This is a genomic window from Amycolatopsis sp. cmx-11-12, assembly GCF_046269425.1.
Lineage (GTDB): Bacteria > Actinomycetota > Actinomycetes > Mycobacteriales > Pseudonocardiaceae > Amycolatopsis.
This window is the reverse complement of record NZ_JADNQM010000027.1, coordinates 79,315-99,259: the sequence shown is the minus strand read 5'-3', so window position 1 is coordinate 99,259 and position 19,945 is coordinate 79,315. Positions and strand designations below refer to the sequence as shown.

At 69.0% G+C, this 19,945-nt stretch carries 21 protein-coding genes and 1 pseudogene; 5 read left to right on the top strand and 17 right to left on the bottom strand.

The window, feature by feature from the left end; all coding sequences use genetic code 11:
- Positions 1-8 precede the first annotated feature (8 nt).
- Genes ACLARN_RS30745 through ACLARN_RS30725 form a run of 5 tightly spaced genes read right to left on the bottom strand, consistent with a single transcriptional unit; the run spans position 9 to position 3,586 of the window.
- On the bottom strand, positions 9-1,073 hold the full coding sequence (locus tag ACLARN_RS30745) for a sulfate/molybdate ABC transporter ATP-binding protein (RefSeq protein WP_409494967.1): 1,065 nt from the start codon (positions 1,071-1,073) through the stop codon (positions 9-11).
- On the bottom strand, positions 1,070-1,888 hold the full coding sequence (locus ACLARN_RS30740) for an ABC transporter permease (protein WP_409494966.1): 819 nt from the start codon (positions 1,886-1,888) through the stop codon (positions 1,070-1,072). Before ACLARN_RS30740 ends, ACLARN_RS30745 begins: the two co-directional genes overlap by 4 nt.
- A gap of 25 nt (positions 1,889-1,913) precedes the next feature.
- Positions 1,914-2,678, bottom strand: a complete 765-nt coding sequence (gene modA / locus ACLARN_RS30735; protein ID WP_409494965.1) for a molybdate ABC transporter substrate-binding protein — start codon at positions 2,676-2,678, stop codon at positions 1,914-1,916.
- Complete coding sequence (locus ACLARN_RS30730) at positions 2,675-3,079, bottom strand: molybdopterin-binding protein (protein WP_409494964.1); 405 nt, start codon at positions 3,077-3,079, stop codon at positions 2,675-2,677. Before ACLARN_RS30730 ends, modA begins: the two co-directional genes overlap by 4 nt.
- A gap of 33 nt (positions 3,080-3,112) precedes the next feature.
- Positions 3,113-3,586, bottom strand: coding sequence for a MarR family transcriptional regulator (locus tag ACLARN_RS30725; protein ID WP_409494963.1), 474 nt, complete (start codon positions 3,584-3,586; stop codon positions 3,113-3,115).
- An 89-nt stretch (positions 3,587-3,675) separates the two neighbouring features.
- Here ACLARN_RS30725 and moaA point away from each other — a divergent pair, with 89 nt between their 5' ends.
- The 4 genes from moaA to ACLARN_RS30705 all read left to right on the top strand — a co-directional run bounded on the left by moaA (position 3,676) and on the right by ACLARN_RS30705 (position 7,624).
- Positions 3,676-4,740: a GTP 3',8-cyclase MoaA gene (gene moaA / locus ACLARN_RS30720; RefSeq protein WP_409494962.1), complete on the top strand. Its 1,065-nt coding sequence runs from the start codon at positions 3,676-3,678 to the stop codon at positions 4,738-4,740.
- A gap of 1 nt (position 4,741) precedes the next feature.
- Positions 4,742-4,996, top strand: a complete 255-nt coding sequence (locus tag ACLARN_RS30715) for a MoaD/ThiS family protein (RefSeq protein ID WP_409494961.1) — start codon at positions 4,742-4,744, stop codon at positions 4,994-4,996.
- 640 nt (positions 4,997-5,636) lie between these two features.
- A complete protein-coding gene (locus tag ACLARN_RS30710; protein ID WP_409494960.1) occupies positions 5,637-6,527 on the top strand; it encodes a phosphatidylinositol-specific phospholipase C/glycerophosphodiester phosphodiesterase family protein in 891 nt (296 codons plus the stop codon).
- Positions 6,528-6,982: 455 nt separating this feature from the next.
- Positions 6,983-7,624, top strand: a complete 642-nt coding sequence (locus ACLARN_RS30705; RefSeq protein WP_409494959.1) for a transglycosylase family protein — start codon at positions 6,983-6,985, stop codon at positions 7,622-7,624.
- A 195-nt stretch (positions 7,625-7,819) separates the two neighbouring features.
- On the opposite strand, the pseudogene ACLARN_RS30700 reads toward ACLARN_RS30705, so the two are convergent.
- The 5 genes and pseudogenes from ACLARN_RS30700 to ACLARN_RS30680 form a co-directional block, all read right to left on the bottom strand.
- Positions 7,820-8,736, bottom strand: a pseudogene (locus tag ACLARN_RS30700) (molybdenum cofactor biosynthesis protein MoaE).
- Positions 8,733-9,203: a cyclic pyranopterin monophosphate synthase MoaC gene (gene moaC / locus ACLARN_RS30695; RefSeq protein ID WP_409494958.1), complete on the bottom strand. Its 471-nt coding sequence runs from the start codon at positions 9,201-9,203 to the stop codon at positions 8,733-8,735. Before moaC ends, ACLARN_RS30700 begins: the two are co-directional and overlap by 4 nt.
- A gap of 191 nt (positions 9,204-9,394) precedes the next feature.
- The gene (locus ACLARN_RS30690; RefSeq protein ID WP_409494957.1) at positions 9,395-10,942 is read right to left on the bottom strand and encodes an alpha/beta hydrolase; all 1,548 of its coding nucleotides are present in this window, start codon (positions 10,940-10,942) and stop codon (positions 9,395-9,397) included.
- Positions 10,943-11,082: 140 nt separating this feature from the next.
- Positions 11,083-12,474 carry an NAD-dependent malic enzyme gene (locus tag ACLARN_RS30685; protein WP_409494956.1) on the bottom strand — a complete coding sequence of 464 codons (1,392 nt, stop codon included), beginning with the start codon at positions 12,472-12,474 and terminating at the stop codon, positions 11,083-11,085.
- A gap of 268 nt (positions 12,475-12,742) precedes the next feature.
- Positions 12,743-12,925 (bottom strand): hypothetical protein, encoded by a 183-nt coding sequence (locus ACLARN_RS30680; protein WP_191256864.1) that lies wholly within the window; start codon positions 12,923-12,925, stop codon positions 12,743-12,745.
- Positions 12,926-13,018: 93 nt separating this feature from the next.
- On the opposite strand from ACLARN_RS30680, the gene ACLARN_RS30675 reads away from it, so the two are divergent.
- A complete protein-coding gene (locus ACLARN_RS30675) occupies positions 13,019-15,262 on the top strand; it encodes a helicase-associated domain-containing protein (RefSeq protein ID WP_409494955.1) in 2,244 nt (747 codons plus the stop codon).
- Between the two features lie 132 nt (positions 15,263-15,394).
- On the opposite strand, the gene ACLARN_RS30670 is transcribed toward ACLARN_RS30675, so the two are convergent.
- From ACLARN_RS30670 to ACLARN_RS30640, 7 genes are all read right to left on the bottom strand, one after another.
- A complete protein-coding gene (locus ACLARN_RS30670) occupies positions 15,395-15,676 on the bottom strand; it encodes a hypothetical protein (RefSeq protein ID WP_409494954.1) in 282 nt (93 codons plus the stop codon).
- Between the two features lie 603 nt (positions 15,677-16,279).
- Positions 16,280-16,612, bottom strand: a complete 333-nt coding sequence (locus ACLARN_RS30665) for a hypothetical protein (RefSeq protein WP_409494953.1) — start codon at positions 16,610-16,612, stop codon at positions 16,280-16,282.
- On the bottom strand, positions 16,612-16,761 hold the full coding sequence (locus tag ACLARN_RS30660; RefSeq protein ID WP_409494952.1) for a hypothetical protein: 150 nt from the start codon (positions 16,759-16,761) through the stop codon (positions 16,612-16,614). Before ACLARN_RS30660 ends, ACLARN_RS30665 begins: the two co-directional genes overlap by 1 nt.
- A gap of 295 nt (positions 16,762-17,056) precedes the next feature.
- On the bottom strand, positions 17,057-17,668 hold the full coding sequence (locus ACLARN_RS30655) for a DUF742 domain-containing protein (protein ID WP_409494951.1): 612 nt from the start codon (positions 17,666-17,668) through the stop codon (positions 17,057-17,059).
- 6 nt (positions 17,669-17,674) lie between these two features.
- Positions 17,675-18,094 carry a roadblock/LC7 domain-containing protein gene (locus ACLARN_RS30650; RefSeq protein ID WP_038507851.1) on the bottom strand — a complete coding sequence of 140 codons (420 nt, stop codon included), beginning with the start codon at positions 18,092-18,094 and terminating at the stop codon, positions 17,675-17,677.
- Positions 18,095-18,556: 462 nt separating this feature from the next.
- Entirely contained in the window at positions 18,557-19,165 is a 609-nt protein-coding gene (locus tag ACLARN_RS30645; protein ID WP_026467043.1) for a GTP-binding protein, read from the bottom strand.
- Positions 19,146-19,925, bottom strand: coding sequence for a DUF742 domain-containing protein (locus ACLARN_RS30640; protein WP_409494950.1), 780 nt, complete (start codon positions 19,923-19,925; stop codon positions 19,146-19,148). Before ACLARN_RS30640 ends, ACLARN_RS30645 begins: the two co-directional genes overlap by 20 nt.
- Between the last annotated feature and the right edge of the window lie 20 nt (positions 19,926-19,945).

Below are 19,945 nucleotides of genomic sequence, written 5' to 3'. Positions count from 1 at the left end.
GTCCGGGCCTAATGATCCACGACGGCGTGAACAGCCACGGACGCCGCCTTGACCGAAAGGTTGACCGGTGTCCCGGGTTCGAGCGCCAGTTCGGCGACCGCGGCGGGGGTCAGATCGGCGGCGAGACCGGCCGCCCAGTCGTCACCGCGGGCCCGGACGCGGATCACCGGTCCGTGTGGTTCGAGCGCGTCGACGATTCCCTCGACGGTGTTGCGGGGGCTGCCCCGGTGCTCGCCGTCCCGCAGGTACACGGCGACGGCGCTGGGCGCGAAGACGGCCACGGCCGCTTCGCCCTCGACGACGTCCTCCGCCGGAATCCCCGCCAACTGCCCATCTGACGTGCGCAAACCACCCTCGACGGCGACGCCGGGCACCAGGTTCAGCCCGGCGATCCGCGCGGTGAACGCCGTACGCGGCGCCGCGAGGACCTTCCGGGTCTCGCCGCGTTCGACGATCCGGCCACCGTCGAGGACGGCGACGTGGTCGGCCAGCGCCAGCGCGTCGAGCGGGTCATGGGTGACCAGCACGGTCGGCGGTCCGGAGCGCAACACCCGTCGGAGCAGGCCGCGGATGGCGGGTGCCGCGTCGACGTCAAGAGCGGCGAAGGGCTCGTCGAGCAGCAGAAGCCCCGGCTCGGCAGCCAGCGCTCGCGCGATCGCGACCCGCTGGGCCTGGCCACCGGAGAGCTGCGCGGGCTTGCGATCGGCCAGTTCGAGCGCGTCCACTTCGGTCAGCCACTCCCGCGCACGCCGCTTCGCCTCGGCGCGTCCGGCGCCGGTCGAGCGCGGCGCGAAGGCGACGTTGTCCAAAGCGGACAGATGCGGGAAAAGCAGGGCGTCCTGGGAGAGCAGGCCGATGCCGCGCGCGTGCGGCGGCAGCCCTGCCAGGCCGCGGCCGTCCAAGGTGATCCGCGCCCGATCCGGGCGGAGCAGCCCGGCGAGGCAACCGAGCACACTGGACTTCCCCGACCCGTTCGGGCCGAGCAGGGCGAGCACACCGCCGTCGGGTACGTCGAACTCGACGTCCAAAGCGAACTCGCCGCGCCGGAGCGCGATCTCGGCCGAAAGGGTCACGACCGGACTCCTTCGAGTGCGCGCGGCCGGGCGAGCGCGATCACCGCGACGGCGACCAGGATGAGCAGCAACGCGAGCGCCACGGCGCTGTCGACGTCGACCTCGGCCTGGGTGTAGACCTCCAGCGGCAGGGTCCGGGTCACGCCTTCCAGGCTGCCCGCGAAGGTGATCGTGGCGCCGAACTCGCCCAAGGCCCGCGCGAAGCTCAGCACGATTCCCGAGCCGAGGGCGGGCATCAGCAACGGCAGTGTGACCCGGCGGAACACCGTCCACGGCTTCGCGCCAAGCGTCGAGGCGACCCGTTCGTAGCGGTCACCGGCGCCGCGCAGGGCGCCTTCGAGGCTGACCACGAGGAACGGCATCGCGACGAACGTCTGCGCGATGACCACCGCGGCCGTGGTGAACGGCACCTGCTCGCCGGTCAAAGTAGTCACCAGGATGCCAAGGAAACCCTTGCGGCCCAGCAGGTACAGCAGCGCGAGGCCGCCGACCACCGGCGGCAGGACGAGCGGCAGCAGCACCACCGCGCGCAGTACGCGGATGCCGCGCGCCCGCGAGCGCGCGAGCACGACGGCGAGCGGGACGCCGAACAGCACGCAGGCCACAGTGGACAGTCCGGCCGTGATCAGCGACAGCTTGAGCGCGTTCAGCGACGACGGCGAAGCGATGAGACTCGGGAACCGGCTCAGATCCGAGCGCACCAGCAGGCCGACGACCGGCAGCACCACCAGCGCCAGCGCGCACACGGCCGGCGGCCAGAGCACCCATGGGACCCCGGCCCCCGCGATTCGGTGCCGTCTTGCGCGCACATCCATCGCAAGTAGGTGACTAGTTGCGGGATCAGGGCGCGCCAAAACCGACCTTCGCCAGCTCCTGCTTGCCCTCCGCGCTGAGGACGAAGTCCCTGAACAACCCGGCGAGGTGAGCCTGGGGAGCGTCCTTCACCACCGCGATCGGGTAGTTGTTGATCGCGCCCGCCGACTCGGGGAAGTCCACCTTGTCCACCTTCGCGGCCGCCGACGTCGCGTCGGTGACGTAGACGAGCCCAGCGTCGGCGTCGCCCGACTGCACCTTCGCGAGCACCGACTTGACGTCCTGCTCCTCACTCGCCGGCTTGAGCGTGACCCCGGACGACTGCTGCACCTTCTTCGCCGCCGCCCCGCACGGCACCTGCGGCGCGCAGACGACCACGGTCAGCCCGTCCTTCGCCAGATCCGCGAGCCCCTTGATGCCCTTGGGATTCCCCTTGCCGACGGCGATGGCGAGCCGGTTGGTGGCGAACACCGACGGCTGCCCGTCGAGCACCTCACCCTTGGCGGCTTTGTCCATATTGGCCTGGTCGGCGGAGGCGAACACGTCCGCCTTCGCGCCCTGGGTCAGCTTCTGGACCAGTGCCGAGGAGCCCTCGAAACTGAACTTCACGGTCACCCCGGAGTTCTGCGCCTCGAACCGCTTGCCCAGCGCCCCGAACGACTCGGTCAGCGACGCCGCCGCGAACACCGTCAGCGTGCTCGACTCGATCGTCGCGGTGACGGGCTGCTGCTCCGAACCGCAGGCCGTCGCGGCCAGTGCCAGCGCGAGCAGGGCTGGAACGAGTCTCCTCATCGGCTTCCTTCCGGGGTTTCGATCACGACGGTGGTCGCCTTGACGACGGCGACCGCGAGCACCCCCGGCCGCAGCCCGAGTTCGCGGACGGCTTCGGCACTCATCAGGGAGACCACGCGATGCGGACCGCATTGCAGTTCGACCTGCGCCATCACCTTGTCCGTGATGACCTCGGTGACCAGGCCGACGAACCGGTTGCGCGCGGAACGGCCGACGGTCGAGGGATCCTCGGGCTGTTCGGCCTGCGCCTTGGCGAACGCGGCGAGTTCGGCGCCGTCGACGACCTTGCGGCCCGCCGAGTCGTCGAACGCGGTCAACTGGCCCGCGCGCACCCAGCGGCGGACGGTGTCGTCACTGACTCCGAGCAGGCGAGCGGCTTCAGACAACCGAAATTGCGGCATGCCAGGAGGATACTTGGCGCAGATGCGGAAAAGCTACGACCGCGAGGAATTGCCGAGCAGTTCGTCGCGGAGGCCATCGAGCAACGCGCTCTGGAAACGCTCCAGCACTTTCCGCTCCTCCGGAGAGAACTCCTCAAGGAGCGCCTTCATGGTCGTGTACGCGGATTCGAAGAGCGGCGCGTGGCGGTCCATGGCGCCGGGAACGACCTCTATCAGGACTTTCCGGCGATCGGCGGTGTCGCGGACGCGGCGGGCGAGACCGGCCTTCTCGAGTCTGTCCATGACGCCGGTCACAGCGCCTGTCGACAGGCCGGTCAGTTCGGCGATCCTGCCCGCTGTCAACGGTCCCGGCGTCTGTCCGATGAGTTCGAGGGCTTTGTGGTCGGTGGCCGACAGGCCCATCCGCTCGGCGATGTGCGCTTGCCGGAGCACGGTCAGCGTGCTGCCTTCCCTGCCGAGATGGGCGAAGCGGGCCATTTCCTCCGCCGAGAGCGGGTATTTCGCCATCCGGAAAACCCTTCGGGAAGAAACCGATTCTTTGCGAAAGACATTCTAGACAGTCGGTTTTCCCCCGATCCGGGGTTAGTCTGGTGGCAATGACAGCAGTCGATCTCGGGTTTCCCCGTGTCCCCGGTACACGTGGCGGACCCACCGCGCCCAGGCCGGACAACCCCGCTCTGATCGACACCTTCGGCCGGGTGGCGACGGACCTGAGGGTGTCGCTCACCGACAAGTGCAATCTGCGCTGTACCTATTGCATGCCCGCCGAAGGGCTCGAATGGATGCCGAGCGCGGACGTGCTGACCGACGACGAACTCGTGCTCCTGCTGCGGATCGCCGTCGAACGGCTCGGCGTCACCGACATCCGGCTCACCGGCGGCGAACCCTTGCTGCGCGCGGGCCTGGAGCACATCGTCGAGCGGATCGCGGCACTCGAACCGCGGCCGCGGCTTTCCATGACCACCAACGGGATCGGGCTCGCCAAGCGCGCGAAGGCGCTCGCCTCGGCCGGACTGGACCGCATCAACGTCTCGCTGGACACCGTCGACCGCGCGCTGTTCGAGACGATCACGCGTCGCGACAGGCTGCCCCACGTGCTCGCCGGCATGGCCGCGGCGCGCGAGGCCGGGCTGGACCCGGTGAAGGTCAACGCGGTGCTGATGCGCGGGCTGAACGAGGACCAGGCCGTGCCGCTGCTGCGGTTCTGCCTCGACGAGGGCTACCACCTGCGCTTCATCGAACAGATGCCGCTGGACGCGCAGCACGGCTGGAACCGGCGCGACATGATCACCGCCGACGAGATCCTCGGCATGCTCGGCGAGGCGTTCTCCCTGTCCCCGTTCCCCGCCGCGCGCGGCGGCGCGCCCGCCGAACGCTGGCTGGTCGACGGCGGGCCGGGCGACGTCGGCGTGATCGGCTCGGTGACGAGGCCGTTCTGCGGCGCCTGCGAACGCACGAGGCTGACCGCCGACGGCGCGGTGCGGTCCTGTCTGTTCAGCAATGACGAGACGGACCTACGCGCCCTCGTGCGCGCGGGCGCGCGCGAAGAAGAGGTAGCGGACGCGTGGCGGGCGACCATGTGGGGCAAGCTCGCCGGGCACGAGATCAACGAGGCCGGCTTCGCGCAGCCGATCCGGCCGATGAGCGCGATCGGCGGCTGACATGGTGACCATCGTGGTGCGGTACTTCGCCTCGGCCCGCGCGGCCGTGGGCTTCGACGAAGAGAAGGTGACGCTGCCGGACGGCGCCCGCGTCGCCGACGCCGTCGCCCACCTGCGGGAACTCCACCCGGAGAAGCTGGCGAAGCTGCTCGACGCGGTCTCGTACCTGCTGGACGGCGTCGCGGTGCGCGATCTCACCAAACCGCTGGCCGACGCCTCCGAACTGGACGTCCTACCGCCGTTCGCGGGCGGCTGACCTGCACGAACGGCGAAAGTGAGAGCAAAGGTCCCTTGCTCCCCCCGCAGGGTCCCGGCAAAGTCGCAGAGCTGCTGGTCAGCGCTGCTCTTGGTAATCCGGGCTTGGCATCGCTGGGGCCTGAAAGGGTCGAGCGGGGAGGATTCCGGACGTTCAACGTCCGGAATCCTCCCCGCTCAGGGGGCTCCGCAACCGGTGTGCCCGCTGACGGTGAAGGAATCGGGACACTCAACGTCCCAATTCCTTCATCGTCAGCCTCACGCAGGCCGCGAATAGCCGCCTGACCTGCAAGACCTCGACTTTGCCGGGACCCTGGCTCCCCCGCAGGGCCCCGGCAAAGTCGTATACCGGCCGATCAGGTGGGGCATCAGGGACTTAGGGCCTCGCCCGAAAATCGTGCATAGTGCCACGATGCTCGTGTCGCGAAAGCCACTTTCGGGACACCAGACGTCCCGAAAGTGGCTTTCGCGACACGCCACGTTCGCCCGGCGATGCCCGATCCCGATGCCAAAAAGACGCCAGCCAGCAGCGCGCGTGAGAGCAAAGGTCCCTTGCTCCCCCGCGAGCCGTTCCGGGGCCTTTGACCCGCTGTCCGTCCGGAATTCACCGACCGGACGCCGAAACCGTCGAGGATGCGCCAGTGATCACTCCCCGCCGCATCATCGCCGCGTTGCTCGCCGCGGTCGCCGCCACGAGCCTGGCGACCGCCCCGGCCTCCGCCCACGAACGCGGCGTCCGGCCGCTGCCGCAGGCGCACAGCCACAACGACTACGAGCACACGCGTCCGCTGCACGACGCGCTCGATCAGGGTTTCACCAGCGTCGAGGCCGACATCTACCTGGTGGACGGGCAACTGCTGGTCGCGCACGATCTCGCGGACACCCGACCGGACCGCACCCTGGAGTCGCTCTACCTGGAGCCGCTGCGCAAGCGCGTCCTGGCCAACCACGGTGTCGGCGTCTACCGGCAGCGAGCCCCCTTCGAGGCACGCTTTCCCGCCGAGAAGGCATCAGTCGGGTTCCAGCTGTTGATCGACGTCAAGGGGGACGCGAACAGCACCTACGCGGCGCTGGAGAAGCGGCTGTACGACCCGCGCTACTCCTTCCTCTTCTCTCTGTACGCGTTCGGGCACGTTCAGAAGCGGGCGGTCACCGCGGTGATCTCCGGCGGGCGACCGAAGGACGTGATGCTCGGGCAGAGGTTCCGGCTCGCCTTCTATGACGGCCGGATCAAGGACGAGAACGACCTCGGCATCGGCTCGGACCCCCGCGTGACCCCGCTGGTCTCGGACTCCTGGACCGGCCTGTTCACCTGGACCGGCGTCGGCCCCTTCCCCGCCGCGGAGCGGGCGAAACTACACGAAATGGTCAAAAGGGCCCACGCGGCGGGCCAGCGTGTGCGTTTCTGGGCGACGCCGGATACCGCTGGACCAGGACGTGACGCGTTATGGAAAGAGCTGGTCGCCGCCGGGGTCGACCACCTGAATACCGATGACCTGCGCGGGCTGGCGAACTTCTTGAGGTCTCGCTAAAGTGCGCGGCCCATTACCGCGCGAAGGCGCACGAATGGGCCAGTCACCCCTTAATCCACGTGATGCAAGCCTCACGATCCGTGAATTATCTCGGCCAGGAAACGGTCCGATAACGGCCCGCTGACCTGCAAAAACAGCCGAATCGTTATGGGTTGCGTGCTGTTACTGTGATGTAGGTCACAGCTCGAATAATTTCCGATCAGCCCGTTCGTTACGTACCGTCGCTTTTCGGTTGGCCCCGACCGACCACGCAACACCGGGAACCCGTAGCGCCGAGCCCTGTCCAACGGATTCCCGGACCCAACCCCGAGCGAAAGCATTTCCGGACAGGGACGAGGGGACCGAGCCGACGCGACGTGCGTCCGGCGAAGTCAGCCGGCCTGAGACGGCCGGCCAGACCCACGGGTCTTTCCCTCAGCACAGGCTCGTAGGCGCAGGGAGCGAGATTTACTCACATGTCGTACCGAGGCAAGCACCGCAAGATGTCCGCCGCCACCCGTCACATCGCTCGCGTTGCCATTGCGGGCGTCGCGGTCGGCGCCCCCCTCGCTATCGCCGCGACCCCCGCGTCGGCGACCAACTGGGACGCCATCGCGCAGTGCGAGAGCAGCGGCAACTGGAACACCAACACCGGTAACGGCTACTACGGTGGTCTGCAGTTCTCGCAGAGCACCTGGCGTGCCTACGGTGGCACCGGCAGCGCCGCCAACGCGTCGCGTGAGCAGCAGATCGCCGTCGCCGAGCGGGTCCTCCAGGGCCAGGGCATCGGCGCGTGGCCGCACTGTGGCAAGAAGGGCGGCTCCGCCAGCCCCGCCAAGGCCAAGTCGACCGCCCCGAAGGCCACCAAGAAGGTGACCCCGAAGAAGTCGACCGCTCCGGTCACCAAGCAGCAGGCCCCGGCCCCGGCTCCGGCCGCCGCCAACGTCGCGGGCTCGCACCCGCAGGGCGACTACACCGTCGTCGCCGGCGACTCGCTGTCCAAGATCGCTTCCAAGTTCAACGTCCAGGGCGGCTACCAGAAGCTGCAGGAGCTGAACAAGGAATACGTGCCGAACGCCGACTTCATCGTCGTCGGCCAGAAGCTCGCCACCAAGTGAGCTCTTGAGCACCAGTAAGTCGTGATGCCCGCGGGATTCCCCGCGTGGCCACGTCGCGACTGACAGAGCCCCACCGCGCCATCCCCCGGCGGTGGGGCTCTGTTGCATCCCAGGGACGCCCCCGTGCAATGAAGGGGCCTTTCATAGCAAATTTTGCTATGAAAGGCCCCTTCATTGCACGACGCACGCGGCTCCCTACGGCGAGTTGACCCATTCGTCGCTGCCGTCCGTGAAGTGCTGGTGCTTCCACACCGGCAGCCGCGCTTTGACCTCGTCCACCAGCTCCGAGCAGGCGGCGAAGGCCTGGCCCCGGTGCTCGGCCGCCACGGCGCACGCCAGCGCGACGTCCCCGATGGCCAGCGCACCCAGCCGGTGACTCACAGCGACCGCTCGCACGCCGGTCCACTTCGCCGAGAGGTCCGCGACGACCTCCGCGAGCACCTCCGAAGCGCTGGGGTGTCCCTCGTAGGCGAGCCGGTCCACCGAGCGTCCGCCGTCGTGGTCCCGCACGACCCCGCCGAAGGTGACGACAGCGCCCGCGGCCGCGTCGTCCACCAGCCGGGCGTGTTCCTCGACCGAAAGCGGCTCGTCGACCACCGCGATCCGTGCGACCCGAACGTTCACTGCTGTGCCTCCCGTGGGTGGTCGCCGCCCGCAAGCTGGTCGACGGCGTGGTCGAGGATCCCGTCCAGGACGCCCAAGCCGTCCTTCACGCCGCCGCGTGACCCTGGCAGGTTCACCACGAGGGTCCGCCCGGCGACACCGGCGACACCGCGCGAGAGCACCGCCGTGGGCACAGCGGGCAAACCGGCGGCCCGGATGGCGTCGGCGACGCCGGGGAGTTCGTAGTCGAGGATCGCGCGGGTGACGTCCGGGGTGCGGTCGGTCGGCGAGATGCCGGTGCCACCGGTCGTCACGATCACCTGGACGCCGGCCGCGACGGCGTCGCGCAGGGCCTCACCGACGGGATCGCCGTCCTCGACGACCACAGGGTCCGGCACGTCCCAGCCACGCGCGGCGAGCCAGGCGGTGATGACCGGACCGGTCTTGTCCTCGTAGACGCCCTTCGCGGCGCGATTCGACGCCACGATCACCCTCGCGACCCGGCTCACGGCCGCTCCCAGGTCCCGGCCTTGCCGCCGTCCTTGCGGATCAGGCGGACGTCGTCGAGGGTCGCGGCGGGATCGACCGCCTTGATCATGTCGTGCAGGGTCAGCCCGGCGACGGCGACGGCGGTCAGCGCCTCCATCTCGACGCCGGTCCGGTCGTTCGTCTTCGCGGTCGCGGTGATGTGCACGGCGGTCTCGTCGAGGACGAACTCGACCTTCACCCCGGACAGCGCGATCTGATGGCACAGCGGAATCAGCTCGGGCACCTTCTTCGCGCCCATGATGCCCGCGATCCGGGCGGTCGCGAGGGCGTCGCCCTTGGGGAGCCCGTCCGTGGCCAGCAGGCCGAGCACCTCGGCCGTGGTGTGCACGGTGCCGCCCGCCAGCGCGGTGCGGACGGTGGGCGTCTTGCCGGAAACGTCGACCATACGGGCGGCACCCGTATGGTCGACGTGGCTGAGTTCACTCACTCCAGCAGGCTAGACCTCAGCACCGGTCAGAGGAGCCGAGGTCCGTTCGGCGAAGCACCACACGCGTGAACCCGCCCGGCCGAAGGCCTCGCTATCGCGGTGGCAGGGCGCCCTGCCCGCTCACCGTGAGGTGAACGACCAGAGGGCGCCCTGCCGACGTCGATCGCGATCGCGGGTTCACCTTCAAAAACTCAGAACACGCGCTGCTTCGAGCGAACCTCGTCGAGCGCCTTCTCCCGATCCTGCCGCTGCTGCGGGGTCATCGAATCGAACAGACCACCCTTGTCCGCGGCGCAGGCCGTGTCGTGCGCGGGGCGCTTGCCTTCCACGAAGAACCGGTTGACGGCGTTGTTGCCGCAAGCGTTCTCCGAGGTCAGCCAGACCCCGTGCCCGCCGTCGTCGACCGACACCATCCGCGTGCGGTCGCCCAGCGCGCGCCGCATCTCCTTGGCACCGCTGAGCGGAGTGGCCGGGTCACGCAGGTTCTGCACCAGCAGGATGTTCGACGGGCCACGGTCGCCGATCCGCACCTGCGGCTCGATCGGCTCGGACGGCCAGAACGCGCACGCCCAGATGTTGGCCCCGGCCGCGCCGAACATCGGGTACTTGACCCGGTCCTTCTCGACGTTGCGCTGGTAGGTCCCGACGTTCTCTGGCCAGTTCCCGTCGTTGCAGACCACGTGCAGCTGGCCGGACAGCAGATTGCCGACGTCGATCTGCGCGGCCTGAGCGGACTGCTTCATGACGCCTTCGCTGTCGAGCGCCTGCCACTGCTGTGCCAGCGTGGGGAAGGCAGTGGTCGAGTACAGCGCACCGAACGTGCCCATCCGGAACGCCGCGCCGTCCACGCCGGGAACAGTGCCGCTGTCGAGTTTGGCGGCGAGTTCGTAGAACTTCGCCGTCACCTGCTGCGGGGTACGGCCGAGCCCGTAGCTGGCGTGCCGTGCCGCCGCCCACTTCGCGAAGTCCGGGAAGCGGTCCTGGAAACCCTCCGCGAGCCGACGCGAAGTCGCCGGGTCGAGCCCGCCCGGACCGGTCACGCTGTCGAGCACGACGCGATCGGTCTGCTGCGGGAACAGCGTCGAATACACGGCGCCGAGGTAGCTGCCGTACGAGACGCCGTAGTAGGAAAGCTTCTTCTCGCCGAGAGCTTCCCGGATGCGGTCCATGTCCCGTGCGGTGTTGGCCGTGGTGATGTACGGCAGGTTCGCCGCGGTCTTCGAGTCGCCGCACTGCTTCGCGACACCGGCTACGTCCTTCGCCCGCTCCGCCACCGCCGCCGCGTCACGCGCGTACGGCGGGACGTTGCTGACCAGCTGCTCGGGCTTGAGATCGCAGGTGACCGGCGTGCTGCGGCCGATCCCCCGCGGGTCGAACCCGATGATGTCGTACGCGTCGAGCACGCTCGACGGCATCCCCGCGGCACGCAGGCTGTCCGGCATGGTCAGCCCCGGGCCACCGGGGCCGCCCGGATTCGTCAGCATGATGCCGCGCCGCTTCGCCGGTTTGGTGCTGGCGAGCTTCGACACGGCGACGTCGATGGTCGGCCCGCCCGGGTTCCGGTAGTCGAGCGGGACCTTCAAGGTGGTGCACTGCACCCCCGGCGCGGCCACGTCCTCCGGACACGGCCCCCACACCACGGACGAAGCCGCGGCGGACGCCGTGGCCGGTACGAGTACCGCCACGGTCACCGCCGCGGCCGTGAGTGTCCCGATTCTGCTCAGGACAGAGCGATTCATCCCAACCCCCGTCAAGATCGAATTCCTGGTCGGAATCGAGCCTAGGAGCGGGCGGTGTGCGGGGTCGTCACCCTGAAGTCGGCCCCGGGGTCGGTCTCAGTGATGACGTCGGCCCCGAATGGAGCAAGGGACCTTTGCTATCACTTCTGGACGGCTTTGGCCGCGCGCTTGACGGCCTCGGCGACAGCAGGCGCGACGGCGCTGTCGAAGACGCTCGGCACGATGAACGACGCGTTGAGCTTGCCGTTGTCCACGACGTCCGCGATGGCGTCGGCCGCCGCGAGCAGCATGGAGTCGTCGATCTGGTGCGCGTGCGCGTCGAGAAGGCCGCGGAACACGCCGGGGAAGGCGAGCACGTTGTTGATCTGGTTCGGGAAGTCGCTGCGGCCGGTGGCGACCACGGCGGCGTGCTTCTGCGCTTCCAGCGGGTCGATCTCCGGGTCCGGGTTGGCCAGCGCGAACACGACGGCGTCGGACTTCATGGTGGCGACCTGCTCGGCGCCGAACAGGTTCGGCGCCGAGACCCCGATGAACACGTCGGCGCCGACGAGCGCCTCGTGCAGCGTGCCCGTCTGCTGTTCCTTGTTCGTGTGCTCGGCGATCCAGGTGAGGTTGTCGTCGAGGTTGCCGCGCGCGGAGTGCACGATGCCGTCGATGTCGGCGGCCACGATGTCGCCGGGGCCCTTGCCCAGCAGCAGGCGGATGATCGCCGATCCGGCCGCGCCGACCCCGCTGACCACGATCTTGCAGTCTTCGATGTTCTTCCCGACCACGCGCAGGGCGTTGCGCAGCGCGGCGACCACGACGATCGCGGTGCCGTGCTGGTCGTCGTGGAACACCGGGATGTCGAGCTGCTCGCGCAGGCGCGCCTCGATCTCGAAGCAGCGCGGCGCGGCGATGTCCTCGAGGTTGATCCCGGCGTAGACCGGGGCGATCGCCTTGACGATCTTGATGATCTCTTCGGTGTCCTGGGTGTCCAGGCACACCGGCCACGCGTCGACGTCAGCGAACTTCTTGAACAGCGCCGCCTTGCCCTCCATCACCGGGAGCGCGGCGGCCGGGCCGATGTTGCCGAGCCCCAGCACGGCCGAGCCGTCGGTGACGACGGCGACGGTGTTCCGCTTGATGGTCAGGCGGCGCGCGTCCTCGGGGTTCGCGGCGATCGCCTGGCAGACCCGCGCGACACCCGGCGTGTACGCACGGGAGAGGTCGTCACGGTTACGGAGCGCGACCTTGGGGGTGACCTCGATCTTGCCGCCGAGGTGGATCAGGAACGTCCGGTCGGAGACCTTGCGGACCCGCACGCCCGGAAGCGAGTCCAGGGTCTGCGTGATGTCCTGCGCGTGATTCTCCGAGAGGGCGTTGGCACTGATGTCGACGACGATCGAGTCGGGATGCGACTCGACGACGTCGAACGCGGTCAGCACGCCGCCGACCCGGCCGACGGCCGTGGTCAGGTCACCCGCCGCGGTGGACGACGCGGGGGCCTCCACCCGGACGGTGATCGAATATCCGGGACCGGGAACCGGCATGGCACTACCCCCGCTGAGGAACGCTCGAATAGGTCGAGCGAAAACCTACTCCCGTGACGACCGCCACGGCCTCTCGCAGGGGGTGACTGACGAGTAACTCGCGCGCTGACGAAAACCCGCCGAAGGGGCGCTGTCCAGCAGCCGACATCGCCGCACTTTGCGAAGTGCGCCCCTTCATCGGATTTCCGTGGGCCTTCGGCCCGAAAGAGGCGCGCGAGAGTGGTCTCTTCGGGCGCGGGGCGCCCTCAGGAGACCGGCCAGTAACTTCTTACCGGTTGATCTCGGTCTCGGGATGCACGTAAGGCACCGCGTCGAGCGGGAAAGTCACGTCGCCGAACGGGGACAGCGCACCCTGCCGATCGGATGCGAGCTCGGTGACGGGGTGCTCCCCGTCTTCACCGGGCCACGTGGGATCGATGCCCGCGCGCTTCTTGTTCTCGCCCTTCGCCACAACGTCCTCCAGAGCATGGTCAAGCCGTTCTCACGGGACAGTCTGCCCGAACGCGACTGCCGGGCTACCACCCGCCCGGTATCCTGATCGTCTATGCCCGCGCCATCCTTGGCGGACTGGCTGCGCCAGGAGCCCGACGACGCACTCGCCGCGCTCCTGCGCACGCGTCGCGACCTGTCCACGCCACCCCCGTCCGACACGATCGTGCTCGCCACCCGGGCCGGCACGCCGGGCTCCGTCGCGCGCGCCTGCGAAGACCTCGACACCTTCACCCTCGCCGTACTCGACGCCCTGCTGCTGGCCGGAGCGGACACCGCTCCGGTCGCGGCGGCCGAGGTCGCGCGGCTCGTGGGTACCAAGATCGGCGAAGCGCTGTCCCTGCTGCGCACGCGGGCGCTGGTCTGGGGTGAGGACGACGCGCTGCGCGTCCCGCCCTCGGCCCGTGACGCGCTCGGGCCCTTCCCCGCCGGGCTGGGAGCGTCATCGCCCACGCTCACGGAATCGGACATCGAGGCCGCGCTCGCGGAGGTCGGCGAGGACGAACGTGCCCTGCTGACGACGCTGGCCGCCGGGCCGCCGATCGGCCGCACCCGTGACGCGTCCGCCGACGTCCCGCTGGAGCGGGCGCGGACGCCGGTGCAGCGGCTGCTCGCCCGCGGCCTGCTGCTGCGCCGGGACGACCAGACCGTCGAGCTGCCGCGTGAACTCGGGATCGCGCTGCGCGGCGGGTCGGTATTCGAACCGGCGTCGCTGCGCGAACCGGGACTCCCCGTGCATCCGCATCAGCGGTCCACAGTGGACTCGACGGCCGCGGGCGAAGCGATGGAGTTCTTGCGCCAGACCGAAAACATGCTTCGCGCGTGGTCGGAGACGCCGCCGCCGGTGCTGAAGTCCGGCGGGCTCGGGGTCCGCGAACTGAAGAAGCTCGCCAAGGATCTCGACGCCGACGAGTCACGGGTGACGCTGCTGGCGGAGATCGCGGTCGGCGCCGGGCTGGTGGCTGACAGCGAAGCGACCACGCCGGAATGGGTGCCGACGACGCTGACCGATTCCTGGCTCGCGTCGCCGACCGCGCAGCGCTGGATGACGGTCGCGCAGGCCTGGCTCGAACTGCCCCGGCTGCCCGGTCTCGCCGGCGGGCGGGACGCGAAGGACAAGCCGATCGCACCGCTGTCGGAAGACCTGCGGAGGCCGCTGGCGCCGACGTCGCGGCGGCGGATCCTCCTCGCCTTGGCCGCGCTGCCCGAGGGCGCCGGGGTCAAGAGCACCGACGAACTGGTCGCCGCGCTGGCCTGGCGCGCACCGCGGCGGGGCGGACGGCTGCGGGACGAAACCGTCCGCTGGACGATGGCCGAGGGGGCCGCGCTCGGCCTGATCGGGCTCGGCGGGCTCACCACGGCGACGCGGGCACTGCTGGCCGAGGACCGGCCAGGCGCGGTCGAGGCGATGCTCGACGCGCTGCCGCGTCCGGTCGACCACGTCCTGGTCCAGGCCGACCTGACCGTGGTCGCGCCCGGGCCGCTGGAAGCCGAACTCGCGGGCGAGATGACCGCCGTCGCCGACATCGAATCGGCTGGGCACGCCACCGTCTACCGGATCACCGAGACCTCCGTGCGGCGCGCGCTCGACACCGGGCGGACCGCGGGTGAACTGCACGCGTTGTTCGCGGCCCGGTCGGCGACGCCGGTTCCGCAGGGGCTCACCTACCTGATCGACGACGTCGCCCGCCGTCACGGGCGGCTGCGCGGCGGGGCCGCCGAGTCGTTCCTGCGCTGCGACGACGCGTCGCTGCTCGCGGAGGTCATGGGCAGCCCTGTCGCCGCGGAGTACGGCCTGCGCATGATCGCGCCGACAGTGCTCATCAGTTCGTACCCGCTCGCCGAGGTCCTCGACGCCCTTCGCGCCGCCGGGTTCGCTCCCGCCGCCGAAGGACCCGACGGACGTGTCATGGACATCAGGCCGTCTGGACGTCGTCTGCCCGCGAAGGCGCGCGCCGCGCGCCGGGCACCCGGGGATCAGGCCGGGTTGACCGACGATCAGGTCGGCAAGATCGTCGCGCACGTCCGGGCCGGTGACGCCGCTTCGGCGCGCCGTCGCGGCGAGACGGTGCGCGCGCCGCAGGGCGGTGGCGCCGGGGACACATCCGCGACGCTGGCGTTGCTGTCCCAGGCGACCATGGAGCGCCGCGAGGTGTGGATCGGCTTCGTCGACTCACGCGGGACGGCGAGCCAGCGCGTGGTGCGGCCGATGCGGGTCGGCGGCGGGGTCCTCGAAGGGACCGACAACGAGCGCTACCCGCTGCACCGGATCACCTCGGCCGCCCTCGTCGAAGACTGACCTGGCGCTGAGGTGCTTTGCGGCGACTTCTGGCCTACACTGTGTGCAGAGCGTGATGTCGCGGACGTCAGGCGAGTCGCAAGGCCAGGTGCACCCGGGGCAGACCGGGACCCTGGCCTTACGCATGTCTCCTCAACAGTCGGTCTCGACCGCGATCTCGTACACCCGGTCTTCGATGAGCCGCCGGCAGCTCGGGCGTCCTTCCTTCGCGGCCCTGATCGCCCCGGCGACGATGTCCGCGGCCCACAGCAGGGGTTCGTCCCTTCCCGGTTGGTGGACGACGCGGAAGACGGTGCCCTTGGGCAAAGCGAATCTGGCACCCTTGACCGTCCCGACATCACGGGCATCCAGTGTCGATGTTCGCGACTCGAGCACGAGCGTTTCGACCTGGAAAGCGGAGAGCTCGAGAACCATCCGCCGAAGACAGCAGGCCCGAGCACGCTCCTGCCGCCGCGCGGGTACCGGAGATCCGACTGCGACAAGGTGGAATCCATCGAGGCCGGCGAGAGTTTCGCCGCCACTTCCTGCTGTCCGCGGTCCATCTCGTTCCAGTGAAGTTTAGGGGTGCGCCGTCGGCCTCGAAGCTCTGACATGGCAGCACGAACCTCGTCGTGGACAGCTTGCTCGAAGACCGCCGCCGCCACGACATAGAACCCGCCGATGTCGGATTCCTTGAAGGACTCATCGCCGAATGCTCGGACCTCAAGCTCGCCTCTCGGCAACATCGAGTTAGCTTAAGTCACGTTACGCAACCAAATGCAGGGGGCCTTTCACCGCATCTCATACAGTGAAAGCGCCCTTCACCGCGCCACATGCGAGGAAAGCGTCCTTCAGCCCTCAGAGGTCGCGAAGGCCTCGAAGGACGCGCTCCATGAAAGCGCGCGAAGAGGAGTCGCCGAGGATCAGCTCCGTCTGGTGGATCAGGACCAGCCCCGCGTCCGCGTTTCGTCCTCTGGTTGCGGTAGTTGCGCGCGCAAGGCCCGCAACCAGCGGACTGGTCGCGAATCCGCGGCCGGGCTAGACGAGCTGTTCGGTCCGGAGATCCTTCAGCACCAGGGACATGGCCTCGCCATGAGTCGGCCATTCAGGCGTCCCGATCCCGACCGAGTGCAAGGCGGCCCGGACCGCCGCATGCCCTTCGGCGATGGCGTGCGACAGGTCGTCGCTGGAGATATCCGCCTCGATCTCCATCACCCTCCGGCCCGCGTCCGCGGAGACCGCGCTGTCCGTGAACCCGGCGACGCAGCGTTCCTGACCCAGGAGGGCCTGCATCACCTTGTCGCAGTAACCGAAGAGATCATTGGCGCCGTCGGCGATGAAGACCCAATGCGCATGGACTGTCACGCCCATCAGGAACCTCCCTCGATCTCGTAGCAAGGTTGACGCAGCAGCCAGGACAACGCGTTCTTCCCGTAGTTCGAACCGCTCGGCGTCAGGTGGATCCAGCGCTGGTGCTGCCCGCACGGGCACCTGACGGTGTAGTAGGTCGGAGGATCCAAGATCCGCCATCCTGCCCGATGGAAGTGATCCAGAACAGCTTCCAGATCCTTCCTAGGATGCTTTCTCCAGTATCCCACCGGCTACTCCTCGACCAGGTTAACGCAGATCACGGGGACCGGCGTCACGCTGAGATTCCATCCACGTACGACCGTGGTTCTATCGAGAAGCAGCCCGGACCACTACTGAACGTGCCGACAAGCCACCTCAAGGTAGTCAAACTCGAAGATCGTTGCCCCAGCGCAAGGACCGAAAGTAGGTGCCTAATTGCGGGAGGGGACCGGCACGCGGGGAGGCTCAGAGGTCGCGAAGGCCTTGAAGGACGCGCTCCATGAAAGCGCGCGAAGAGGAGTCGCCGAGGATCAGCTCCGTCTGGTGGATCAGGACCAGCCCTGCGTCCGCCATGTCGCCGACGAGCACCTTCACGACGCCCAGCGGCAGCCGCAGGTGCGCGGCGATCTCCGCGATCGACCGGGTGTCCAGGCAGAGGTCGCAGATCTGCCGGTGCTCCATGGTCCGCACGCCGCGATACCGGCGGCCTTGGTCGCTGGTCGAGACCAGCGCCTCCAGCGCCAGGTCGTGCGCGGTGCGGGTGCGCCCGCCGGTGCGCGTGTAAGGCCGGACCCGGGAGCCCGAAGACGGCAGATAGACCGAAGCGGGCGCGCTACCCGAAGGGCCCGAACCGGCGGCACCGTTTCCTGCGGACGCGGGACGGGGCGTCGGCTGGCGAAGCGGCGACGGCATGGGCGAAGGGACCGGTTCCGGCGGCGCGACCGGGCGCCGCGGCATGACCGTGCTGATCGAGCTCAGCTCGAACCTGCTCGGGGAGTCGTAGGCTTCGCGCTCAACACCTTGGTAGAGGGAGTCCCAGCCGGAGGGTTCCGGTTCGGTGAATCCGGTGATCTTCATCGGCGGCTACCCACGGACGCCGCCCTGCAGCTGCGCCCGCAGCTCGGGGGTGATCTGCTGCCCGACCCGCTCGACGAGCAGGGTCATCTCGTAGGCGACGGTGCCGATGTCGCAGGTCGGCGCGGCCAGTACGGCGAGCGACGAACCGTCGGCGACCGACATGAGGAAGAGGTACCCGCGTTCCATCTCGACGACGGTCTGGTTGACCCCGCCCGCGTCGAAGCAGCGCGCCGCGCCGGCGGTCAGGCTGATCAATCCGGAAGCGACCGCGGACAGCTGTTCGGCGCGTTCCTGTGGCAGCCCTTCTGACGGCGCGAGGAGAAGTCCGTCGGCCGAGACCAGCACGGCGTGCGCGGCACCGGGAACCCGGCGCGCGAAATCCGTGATGAGCCAGCCGAACGAGCTCTGCTGTCCGGATGCCGTCACAAGTCCCTCCTCGCTGCGTCAAGACCACCTGGGCGGCGTGGTCCGGACGTCTCTCCCCGACCAGCACCGACCTGGGCACCGGCGAGCCGAAAGACGCCTCCACCCAGCGTATTCGTCACGCCGATCGTGTCGAGCCCGCCACCCGGCCGAGGGTGTTAACCGAACGTAAACGTCCAGCCGCTCACCGCGTCGACCCATCGCGAACCACGCATTCGTGGGTCACCCCGTGGTGGCCGGGTGCGACCGGGCGTGAATCGGCGTCCCCGCAGGTCACCGATGTTTCGATCACCTGATCGGGTAAGGCCCGCACCGGATCGCGTGAAAGGGATCGCCCCGCGCCCACTCCGGCTGGTGGCACCACTCCCCGAAGCGGGTGAAGCCTGCCGAGTTCACTCCAACGGCCGCATCCGCTCCGGGCTTTCGTCTGCTTTTTATCCCGCGCGGAACCTCTTTCGTCCCTTTTTATCCCGCGCGCAACGCCGAATCGTGGGCAATGGCGTGCTGCACGACCGAGATCAACACCTGCTTGGCGGACTCACGTTCCCGAGCGTCACAGGCCATGATCGGCACGGACGGCGAGATCGTCAGCGCGTGCCGGACGTCCTCGATCTGGTGGTGCAGCAGCCGGTCGAAGCAGTTGATCGCCACGACGTACGGCAGCTTCCGGTTCTCGAAGAAGTCGATCGACGGGAACGCGTCGGCGAGCCGCCGCGTGTCGACCAGCACGACGGCACCGATGGCGCCGACCGCGAGGTCGTCCCACATGAACCAGAACCGGTGCTGGCCCGGCGTACCGAACACGTACAGCACCAGATCCGAGTCCAGCGAAATCCGGCCGAAGTCCATGGCAACGGTCGTCGTCGACTTGTTCGGGGTGGCCGAATTGTCGTCGACGCCGGTACTGGCCTCGGTCATCATGGCCTCGGTGGTCAGCGGATCGATCTCCGAAACCGCCCCGACCAGCGTGGTCTTCCCCGATCCGAATCCGCCAGCGACCACGATCTTGGCCGACGACGTCGGCCCGGCCACCTGCGGCGCATTCGCGTCGGAGTCAAATTCTCCGAAGCCCACTGAGCACCCTCTCCATGAACTCGATACTGGGCCGGTCACCCACGTTCTGGCTGGCGGTGTGCACCAGGACCAGGCCGAGGCCGGCCACGTCTCCGATCAGCACCCGGACCACGCCGAGCGGCAGGCGCAACAGCGCCGCGACTTCGGCGACGGACCGGGTATCCAGGCAAAGGTCGCAGATCGACCGGTGTTCGGGGACGCGCACCCGGTCGAGCACACGTCCCTGTTCACTGGTCGAGATCAACGCCTCGATGGCAAGGTCGTACGTCGGCTTGGTCCGTCCCCGCGTGCGGAAGTACGGCCGGACCAGGCCGGAGGATTCGACGTCGGTGGTGTACTGCTCGTCGACGAACTCGTTCTGCGCCTGCTGCGGCAGTGCCGCGGCGAGCGGGTCGGCGGCCGCCGACCGGCGCTCCTCCTCCTTGTCGAAGGAGAACTTGGCGAACTCGCCCGAGTCGTACAGCGGGCCGCTGCCACCACCGAACAGTTCCGCCCCGGGTCCACCGAGAAGACGTTCCCGGTAGTCCGTGACGCTGAAATCGGCGGGTCCCTGTCCCGCGTTCGAATCGGTCAGCCAGCGGGAGGCCTCGTCCGGTGGCACGGGGTCGTTGTCCGACCCCTGTACCCGGCGCGATCGCCATTCGCGGTCGACCCGGTCCCGGAAGGACGTCCAGTCCTCCCGGCCGTCGTCACGTTCCGACCACCCGCCGGAGAAGTCGTCACCGAGCCGGCCATCGCCCCTCAAGCGCCCGTCGTCCACGGCATTCTCCTCGGTTCCCG